The 8,456-nt window shown below is 43.7% G+C and carries 5 protein-coding genes, 2 tRNA genes and 2 rRNA genes; 7 read left to right on the top strand and 2 right to left on the bottom strand.

Annotation, left to right across the window (positions count from 1 at the left end; translation table 11 throughout):
* The 5 genes from FYJ66_RS06440 to FYJ66_RS06420 all read left to right on the top strand — a co-directional run.
* Nucleotides 1–86, top strand: a 23S ribosomal RNA gene (locus FYJ66_RS06440); the annotation flags it as partial.
* Between the two features lie 71 nt (nucleotides 87–157).
* Nucleotides 158–274, top strand: a 5S ribosomal RNA gene (gene rrf / locus FYJ66_RS06435).
* Nucleotides 275–295: 21 nt separating this feature from the next.
* Nucleotides 296–370 (top strand) — tRNA-Glu (locus FYJ66_RS06430).
* A 26-nt stretch (nucleotides 371–396) separates the two neighbouring features.
* Nucleotides 397–479, top strand: a tRNA-Leu gene (locus FYJ66_RS06425).
* Between the two features lie 231 nt (nucleotides 480–710).
* Complete coding sequence (locus FYJ66_RS06420; protein ID WP_154572683.1) at nucleotides 711–2,297, top strand: DUF438 domain-containing protein; 1,587 nt, start codon at nucleotides 711–713, stop codon at nucleotides 2,295–2,297.
* A gap of 132 nt (nucleotides 2,298–2,429) precedes the next feature.
* Here FYJ66_RS06420 and FYJ66_RS06415 read toward each other — a convergent pair whose 3' ends face one another.
* A complete protein-coding gene (locus FYJ66_RS06415; RefSeq protein WP_206157014.1) occupies nucleotides 2,430–3,026 on the bottom strand; it encodes an HdeD family acid-resistance protein in 597 nt (198 codons plus the stop codon).
* Nucleotides 3,027–3,384: 358 nt separating this feature from the next.
* Here FYJ66_RS06415 and ileS point away from each other — a divergent pair, with 358 nt between their 5' ends.
* Nucleotides 3,385–6,507, top strand: coding sequence for an isoleucine--tRNA ligase (gene ileS / locus FYJ66_RS06410; RefSeq protein WP_154572681.1), 3,123 nt, complete (start codon nucleotides 3,385–3,387; stop codon nucleotides 6,505–6,507).
* 73 nt (nucleotides 6,508–6,580) lie between these two features.
* On the top strand, nucleotides 6,581–7,600 hold the full coding sequence (gene rlmN / locus FYJ66_RS06405; RefSeq protein ID WP_154572680.1) for a dual-specificity RNA methyltransferase RlmN: 1,020 nt from the start codon (nucleotides 6,581–6,583) through the stop codon (nucleotides 7,598–7,600).
* Between the two features lie 114 nt (nucleotides 7,601–7,714).
* On the opposite strand, the gene rbr is transcribed toward rlmN, so the two are convergent.
* Nucleotides 7,715–8,353 (bottom strand): rubrerythrin, encoded by a 639-nt coding sequence (gene rbr / locus FYJ66_RS06400; protein ID WP_154572679.1) that lies wholly within the window; start codon nucleotides 8,351–8,353, stop codon nucleotides 7,715–7,717.
* Nucleotides 8,354–8,456: the final 103 nt, after the last annotated feature.

Raw genomic sequence — 8,456 nt, 5'->3', positions numbered from 1 at the left:
GGGAGACTACCACGTTGATAGGTCAGAAGTGTAAGTGAAGCGATTCATTCAGCTGACTGATACTAATAGGTCGAGAACTTGACCAGATGGTTTTCAAGAACTTGGAAGTGTTATTCAATTTTGAGGGAGCTGCTCTCTAATTTAATATGAAGGAAAATCTGGTGACAATAGCGAGGAGGGTACACCTGTTCCCATCCCGAACACAGAAGTTAAGCTCCTCAGCGCTGATGATACTTGGCGGGAAGCTGCCCGGGAAATTAGGACGTCGCCAGTTTTTTCTTAATTCTTTGTTAGTGGCCCCATGGTCAAGTGGTTAAGACATCGCCCTTTCACGGCGGTAACCCGGGTTCGAGTCCCGGTGGGGTCACCACTTTTTTTTTACAATTTAATAGGTTTGCGTGAATGGCGGAATTGGCAGACGCACTAGATTTAGGTTCTAGCGGGAGACCGTGTGGGTTCGAGTCCCACTTCGCGCACCATTATTTGTTGTCCGGATCAGAGGTTAAAACTTTTGTTCCGGAATTTTTTATTTTTGCTGAATTTTTTGTTGCTATAGCCACGCTTTGTTTTAGAATATGGATTATACTGTACTTGAAAGGAAGGCATGAATCTTCCGGAAAAAAGTATAAACTGATAGTAAATTTAGCAGATTTCAATTACTATTTTTATAACTTAATATCTATGTAATTAGAATTTCGTGAGGTGAGGAAATGAGCAAGGTACTTGATTTAAATAAAACTGTTGCTGAGTTGGTAAAGGATTATCCTGAAGTAAAGGATATAATGGCTGATCTTGGTTTCAAGGATATTACCAAGCCAGCTGCACTGGTTACTGTTGGAAAAATAATGACAATTCCTAAGGGAGCATCAATAAAGGATATAGAGCTGTCTAAAGTAATAGAGCGTTTTGAAGCAGAGGGATTTGAAGTTGTGAAGGGCGGCTCCCAGAGCAAGGCTGCACCTGTGGCAGCACATGATTCTGTAGAAACTCCTTCTGACAATCAGGGGGCTTCCAGCACAGCTGATAATAAGTCAAAAGAGGGAAGAGCAGAGCTTCTCCAGTCTTACGTAAGAAGATTAAGCGACGGAGAAGATCTTGAATCTGTCAGAAAAGACTTCGTTGCAAATTTCAAGGACGTTGATGCACTTGAAATCGCCAATGCAGAGCAGGCACTGATCAAGGGTGGAGTTCCTGTAGCCGAAGTTCAGAAACTCTGCGATGTCCATTCAGCTCTCTTCCACGGGGCTACAAAAGAAGAGAGAATTGCAGCTGCTGAAAGACAGGTAAACAAGGAAGCTGCTGCTATGCTTGAGAGACATAAGAACATGAAGAAGAATGGCGGCGTTGCTGACAGAAATGCTGCTAAGTCCAAGATGGCTGATATGGCAAAGGTAACGGGAAATCCTATAAGAACTTTTTTCCTGGAGAATGAGGCTATTGAAAAACACATTCAGCTCATTAGAGAAGCAGTTGGCTCTGGAGATAATGACAAGATTTCTGAAGAGTTCAGAAAGATGAGAGGCATATCAGCTCACTACAGCAAAAAGGGCGATCTGATTTATCCTATTTTGAAGACCAAGTATGACGTAACTGGTCCTTCTGATGTAATGTGGGGCGTCGATGATGAAATACGAGATGAAATCAGGACTGTGGCAGGAATGGGCAGTCTTAACGATGAGCTTATCGGAAGAATCAGCGATGTAATTACAAGAGCGGAAGAGATGATTTACAAGGAGAATAATATTCTTTTCCCAATCTGCGTTCAGTTCTTCAGCCATGAAGACTGGCTCAATGTTTACAGGGAAATACCGAACTACGATCCTTGCTTTATTTCAGAATATGACAAATGGGAAGATGGGGATAAGGCCCTTGAAGCAACTGAAGAGGCTGAGAGAGCTCAGGTATCTCACGACGAAGTGGTTCTTCCAGGGGGAAGCATGACTCTTGCTCAGCTGGAGGCTGTTCTGGATACTATTCCAATGGAGCTTACTTTTGTGGATGAAAACAACATCAACAGATTCTTCAATGATGGAGAAAAGCTTTTCAAGAGACCTAAGGCTGCCATCGGAAGAGAAGTGTTCAGCTGCCATCCGCCTAAGGTTGAAGCTATTGTTAGACAGATCCTTGATGATTTCAGAAATGGCCTCCGAGACTCTGTAGAGGTTTGGCATAATATGAAGGGCGAGCCGGTTCTCGTGCGCTACATTGCAGTCAGAGATAAAAAAGGCAATTACGTGGGCACTCTTGAGTGCGTACAGAAAATGGGATTTGCCAAAGAGCATTTTGAAGAGGAGTAGTTTCACATCTCCCGTATGAAACAATTTGATAGTCACTTTAAAACAGCAGTCCGTCGGATTTTTTCCGAAGGGCTACTGTTAATTTAAGGACATATTTCAATATGGCGCAAATACATTTTGAAAAAAATAGTTTTATTTATCGTCTTTATACGGCTCAGTTGTAAAATCTACAGACTGGGCTTCGTTTTTGCGCTTATTTGCGTCTGTTACCATAAATCCATTGGAAACACTTGTAATTGCGGCTACCAGAAGGGCGATTCCAATAAAGCGCATAAGCACTACCTGGGTTGCAAAATTGTATTTTAGAATTATCAGTCCCAGCACGATGTTAAGAATTCCTATTGCTATGGAAATCAGTCCTCTGCGGGGAAGAAAGGCGTTCCAGAATACACCGCAGACAATGAGAATAACTCCCTCTGCTATTACTGTTATTCCAATGATTAAAGGGATAATTGCAGAAATCGTTCCCGGCTTCATAAACAGGTATACGGAAATGGCAGCTGTTGCTATGGCACCGAGAAGATTTGCAGCAGATGAAAATTTTCCTTCATCGGATTTTTTCAGAGCTATAAATGTTACAAGCCGTGTAAAAGCAAAAACCATGAAGCCTGCTGCGATAAGTGTGCTGATTATGTTTAAAGACAGCTTCGGTTCAATAACAAATACCAGACCCAGGGTCAGGAGTATTATTGTTGTTAAAATCGAGCTGTTTCGCATGATTCTGTTCATTGAATGCCTCCAGATCAGTAATATGTGATTCATCATTTATGTATAGATTTTAACATAATATTTTGTTATTGACATCAAAATATAAATATAGTATTATTTTGACGTTCACAAAATTTTGAATATAAGAAGGCTGTGACGGAGACAGTAGCCGGAAGTAATACCCTTACAGAGAGTTCTGCATTTGCTGAGAGCAGAATGGTGAGATCCCAAGTGAAGATCACTCCTGAGCCTGACACTTAAGAGAGGCGCCTTGCTGGAGGTTGCAATCGGGGTGGTACCGCGGTTATGTTAATGATCGTCCCTGCTTTATATAGGCAGGGATTTTTTATTATTCTTATATCAGAAAGAGGAAGGTAGTATGTTTCAGAATCTATCAGAAAAATCAGTAGCTGAAACACAGAATGAACAGGTTCAGAAATGGAATCAGATGGACCTGCTGAATCTCTGTGTAAAGGCAAGAGAAGGAAGCCCGAGCTTTGTATTCTTTGAAGGACCTCCAACGGCTAACGGCAAGCCTGGTATCCACCATGTTATGGCCAGAACACTGAAGGACTCTATTAACAGATATAAAACAATGCAAGGCTACCAGGTAAAGCGTAAAGCAGGATGGGACACTCACGGACTTCCTGTTGAAATCGAGGTAGAGAAACAGCTTGGAATGAATGGTAAGCAGGATATCGAGAAATACGGCATCAAAGAGTTTAACGAAAAGTGCCGTGAATCGGTATTCAAATACACAAGTCTCTGGACTGAAATGTCTGAGAAGATGGCTTACCTGGCTGATATGGAAGATCCATATGTAACATTTAAGAATGATTACATCGAGTCAGGCTGGTGGGTTCTGAAAAAATTCTTCGATGCTGGTCTGATCTATGAAGGACATAAGGTTCAGCCTTACTGCCCGAGATGTGGAACAGGTCTGGCATCTCACGAGGTTGCACAGGGATATAAAGAGATCTCCGTTCAGACCCTTACATGCAAGTTTAAGAGAAAGGGATACGATAACGAGTATTTCCTGGCATGGACAACCACTGCTTGGACACTTCCATCAAACCTGGTTCTCACAGTTGGTCCTGACATTGACTATGTAAGAGCTAGAATGCTTGAGGGCGACGAGAAAGGCAATATTTTCTGGGTGGCAAAGGTTCTTGCAGACAAGGTTCTGGGAGAAGGCAAGTACGAGGTTATAGAGGAAAAGAAGGGCAAGGAGCTGGAGTACGAGGAATACGAAAGGTTCCTGCCATTCGTGGAAGTTCCGGAAAATGCAAAATTATTTTTCGTAACATGTGCAGATTACGTTACTGTAGAAGATGGTACCGGAATTGTACACACTGCACCTGCCTTTGGTGAAGACGACTATAATACCTGCCGCAGGTATAACGTTCCGCTGGTAGAACCTGTTGATGAAAAGGGCAGATTCACAGAGACTCCGTGGAAGGGCCGCTTCGTAATGGAAGACGAGCTGGCTGTGGATATCATCAAGTACCTTGCAAAGGAAAATAAACTTTTTGCAAAACAGAAGATGGTACACGACTATCCTCACTGCTGGAGATGCGGAACTCCTCTGGTTTACTATGCTAAGCCCGGCTGGTACATCGAGATGAGCAAGCTGAGAGATCAGCTGGTTGCCAATAACAAGACTGTAAACTGGTATCCTCCTTATATTGGAGAGGGCCGTTTCGGAAACTGGTTAGCCGATGTAAAAGACTGGAATATTTCAAGAAACAGATACTGGGGTACACCTATTCCAATCTGGAAGTGCGAGTGCGGTCATCTTGAGTGCGTAGGAAGCAGAGCAGAGCTGGCTGAAAAGGCTGTTGAAAAAGTAGATCCTGAGACCATTGAGCTTCACAGGCCATATGTGGATGATATTCACCTCACTTGTCCGGAGTGCGGAAAGCCTATGACAAGGATCCTTGAGGTTATGGACTGCTGGTTCGACTCAGGTGCAATGCCTTTTGCTCAGTGGCACTATCCATTTGAAAATAAAGATCATTTCGATGAGCTGTTCCCTGCAGACTTCATCTGTGAGGGCGTTGACCAGACAAGAGGATGGTTCTATTCTCTGATGGCCATTTCCACATTCATTACTGGAAAGGCTCCATATAAGAATGTTCTTGTAAACGACCTGATTCTTGATAAGAACGGCAAGAAAATGTCCAAGTCAAAGGGCAATACTGTTGATCCTTTCAAGATGATGGAGAAGTATGGTGCAGATGCTCTGAGATGGTACCTGGTTTCTGTTTCACCTGCATGGACACCGACAAAATTCGACGAAGAAGGTGTTAAGGACGTAGTAAGCAAGTTCTTCGGCACATTGAAGAATACCTATAATTTCTTCGTACTGTACAGCAATCTGGATGATATTGATGTGGCATCTCTTGATGTTCCGTATGCAGACAGACCGGAGCTTGACAGATGGATTATTTCCAAATACAACAAGCTGGTCAAGGAAGTTACTGAGAGCATGGATTCTTACGACCACATGAGGACCGTAAGAGCTATTACAAACTTTGTGGTAGAGGATTTGTCAAACTGGTATATTCGCAGGGCTAGACGCCGTTTCTATGCCGAGGGTATGAGTGATGACAAGAAGGCTGTTTTCGCCACTACATATGAGGTTCTTCTTGGCGTAACAAAGCTGATTGCTCCAATCGCTCCATTTATCTCAGATGAGATGTATACAAAGCTCACAGGAGAGGTAACTGTTCATATTGCCCGTTTCCCTGTAGCTGATATGAGCCTCATCGACGAAAACGTAGAGAAGAGAATGGATCTTGTAAAGACGCTTGTAAACCTGGGAAGAGGTACGAGAGAGCAGGAGAAGCTGAAGGTTCGTCAGCCTCTGGCAGAAGTAGTTGTAGACGGAAAATATGAAGAGATAATCGGAGATCTTGTTCCACTGATTACTGAGGAGCTGAATGTTAAGAAGGTTGTTTTCGAGAATGACTTGGATAAGTACATGAACTTCGCAGTAAAACCTGATTTCAGAGCTGCAGGTCCAGTTCTTGGAAAGAACGTGAAGGCCTTCGGAAAGAAGCTGGCAGAAACTGATGCCAAGGAACTGCTGTCTCAGGTGTCTGACGGAAAGACTGTTCAGATGGAGCTGAACGGTGAGACTTACGAGATCGGAAGAGAGCTTCTGGACGTAAGAATTTCAGCAAAGGAAGGATTTGTTGTAGGAATGGAGAACAATGTGTTTACCGTTCTTGAAACAACTCTTACACCTGAGCTCATCCAGGAGGGATATGTCAGAGAAGTTATTTCCAAGATTCAGCAGCTTAGAAAACAGGCAGATCTGGAAATGATGGACAGAATCACAGTTTATATGGACTGGGACGAGGAAATCAAAGCTGCTGTTGAAGGTGAGGCAGAGCACATCAAGGAAGAGACTCTGGCTGACAGTATCCAGGAAGGGAAGGATCTTCCGGAGTTCGATATTAACGGACACAAGACAGGAATGTCTATTGAGAAAAACTAGTTTCTGAATGCTGTTACCCGTGGTAGACTATCACAGAGGTAATTTACAGCAGAAAAGGAAATGAACTGAGAATATGGATAAAAGAAATATTCTGGACTGCGACCTCGAAAGTTTAATCGAGGTCGTTTGTTCTTATGGAGAGAAAAAATTCAGAGCAGGACAAATCTTCGGCTGGCTGGCCAAAGGAACAGAGTCCTTTGACAAGATGGGAAACGTTCCAAAGGCACTGAGAGAAAAGCTTGAGGAAAACTGGTACATAGGCCTTCCGGAGGTGGTCGTTGCACAGAAGTCCGCTGAAGACGGAACACAGAAGGTGCTTTTCCAGTTCCGGGACGGCGCCAGGGTGGAATCAGTTTTCATGAAGTATCACTACGGCAATTCTATCTGTATTTCTTCTCAGGTTGGGTGCCGCATGGGGTGCGCATTTTGTGCTTCCACTAAAAAGGGACTGGACAGGAGCCTTACGGGCGGAGAAATGCTGGCCCAGGTTCTTGCCATGGAGAAATTCACAGGGGAGAAGATAGGTCACGTAGTGGTCATGGGAATAGGGGAACCATTTGACAATTATGAAAATCTTTCTGCCTTCATACGACTTATAAACAATCCGAAAGGATTCGGCCTGGGCATGAGGAACATCACTGTGTCCACTTGTGGACTGGTTCCGTACATAACTCGTTTTGGAAAAGATTTTTCCCAGGTGAACCTGGCGGTGTCTCTTCACGCTCCCAACGGAGAGATACGGCAGCGCACCATGCCGGTGGCCAGGAGATATGGATATGAGGAACTGATGGATGCCTGCAGAAGGTATACTGAAGATACGGGCCGCAGAATCACTTTCGAGTATGCAATGATCAGAGGCGTTAATGATAGCATGGAAAACGGGCTGGAGCTGGCCGGGCACCTGGAGGGGTGGCTGACTCACGTGAATCTTATTCCCCTTAACCCTGTGGAAGGTACGGGAATGAACGCTTCCTACAGGGATAGCATATTGAGATTCAAGGAGATCCTTGAGAAAAAGGGGATTACCGTAACTATCAGGAGGACTCTGGGATCTGACATCGACGGAGCCTGCGGACAGCTGAGACTGAGATAAGCTTGCCTTATTAATAAACGCTGCTGGGTTTGAATAATTTAATAATAAGAAACTAAAAAATGGTCCGGGCTTTTGCCCGGGCCATTTTGAATAGACGTGCATTTTAAATTCAGATTAATAATTCTCTGCGCGTACTTCGAAGTATGCCTGCGGATGCTTGCAAACAGGGCAAACCTCAGGAGCTTCTGTGCCTACTACGATATGGCCGCAGTTTCTGCACTCCCAGATAGTAACGCCGCTCTTCTTGAATACTTCCATATTGTCAACGTTCTCCAGAAGTTTTCTGTATCTCTCTTCATGAGTCTTCTCAATAGCAGCTACGCCGCGGAACTGCTCTGCCAGTTCATGGAATCCTTCTTCATCAGCATCGTCAGCCATTCTTGCGTACATATCAGTCCACTCGTAGTTCTCACCCTCTGCAGCAGACTTCAGGTTTTCAGATGTATCACCCAGAAGCCCAAGATGCTTGAACCACAGTTTTGCGTGTTCCTTCTCGTTATCAGCTGTCTTCAGGAAGAGGGCTGCGATCTGCTCATAACCAGCCTTCTTAGCTGCAGAAGCAAAATATGTATATTTGTTTCTTGCCTGAGACTCGCCTGCAAATGCCTCGAGAAGGTTCTTCTCTGTCTTTGTTCCGGCATATGGATTATCCTTTACTTCTGTGAAAACATCAGTCTGTCCGCATACAGGGCATTTCTCAGGTGCTTTATCTCCTTCATGTACATAACCGCATACTTTACATACAAATTTCATATCAGACTCCTTTCTATACTTATAAGATACTGTTTGAGCAAATGTTACATCAATATCTGCTCATTTTCAATAAATATTTCTGTATTTCTTGAATATTTATTAT

Origin of the sequence: Allobaileyella intestinalis (assembly GCF_009695865.1) — a bacterium.
Classification (GTDB): Bacteria; Bacillota; Clostridia; order Peptostreptococcales; family Anaerovoracaceae; genus Allobaileyella; species Allobaileyella intestinalis.
Note: the sequence above shows the minus strand (reverse complement) of the source record. Positions and strands in the feature narration are given on the sequence as shown.